The following is a 1,175-nucleotide window of genomic DNA, read 5'->3' as shown; positions in this document are numbered from 1 at the left end:
GGCCAGCAGGAGGGCTTGGTCACGATGTACTTGGAGCTGGCGCGTGTCGGTAGCAAACAGATAAGCCGATCGCGTTCCGTGACATTTCTGCTCAAAAAATCCAGCCCTGCTGGCTTCGACAGCCGGCCAGACGTGGAGGGCCACGATGGATTACGCGTGGTAGCTGAAGGCCTGCCGCAATACTCTACTGTCGATTCGTACGTGGCTTCAAAGGGGATGTGGGTCCTGCTGAGTAAGCATGCGAACGCCCGAGCGAACGACCTGTTTACAGTCTTCCTCGCTGGGGTTCCCACCCCGTATCGTCTGAGCGCCGCAGAGGCCGCCGGGCCTGGGCCGTACCGGGTGTTCATCCCCCCTTCGGTTTTCCGGGATATCACTCAATTCGGTCTCTTACCCCTTCTCTATACAGTGGAAGATGTGGCTGAAAATCCCCCCGCGGGCAATACCACGCTTTCCGCACCCTACTACCTGAACAGTGATCTGGATCCCTCCCTGTTTGACCCTCCGTATTTGTTGGTCAATAACGTTGAGACCACTCGATTAAATCTGGGGACCCACGGCAGTCTCCCATTCAGCGTGTCGGTCACACCGCCGCGCTCGATACGGCTCGCCAGCCCACCCAACCAGATCGTTGTGACGCTGACCTTTACCAAAAACGAGGGAACTAAAAAAGTCACGCGCTTACCGTCGTTTGCCCAAACGCAAGCACGCGGCGAGATCATTCCTGTTTCCAGCGAGGTGTTCAATCAACCAGGGTTCGACTTTGTTCACATAAGCTACGAGATGTTCAGTTCTACTGGAGCACTACTCGGAAAGTCGGGCAGCACCTCGGTGTCATTGGAGGGCGTGCTGGTCGTGACGTATCCGGCGCCAGCCTTCGATGGCAAGCTTGGGCCTCAGACGATCGTCCCACAGAACTATCCGAACGGGGCCACTACGACGGTAGGGTTCCCAAGCATGAGTACAGCGCACGTAATTCAACTTATTTGGCGCTATTTCGATGGTACCGTCGCCGTTATTCCTGCGCAGACCGGCAATGCCAACGGGCTTGTCCAATTTCCCATCAGCGCGACAATCATCGCCCAAAGCGCGGGCCAACCTATCAAGTTAAGTTACTTGGTGACGGTGGGGGGAACTACCGTGGCGTCAGAGGTTCAGGTACTGACGGTTCAGGC

1 pseudogene is annotated in these 1,175 nt (G+C 56.6%); it reads left to right on the top strand.

Annotated elements, in window-relative coordinates:
- Positions 1-24 precede the first annotated feature (24 nt).
- Positions 25-1,175 (top strand): annotated as a pseudogene (locus E0F99_RS29865) (hypothetical protein); the annotation flags it as partial.

Origin of the sequence: Pseudomonas antarctica, assembly GCF_900624995.1 — a bacterium.
In the GTDB taxonomy this organism is placed as follows: Bacteria; Pseudomonadota; Gammaproteobacteria; order Pseudomonadales; family Pseudomonadaceae; genus Aquipseudomonas; species Aquipseudomonas antarctica.
Note: the sequence above shows the minus strand (reverse complement) of the source record. Positions and strands in the feature narration are given on the sequence as shown.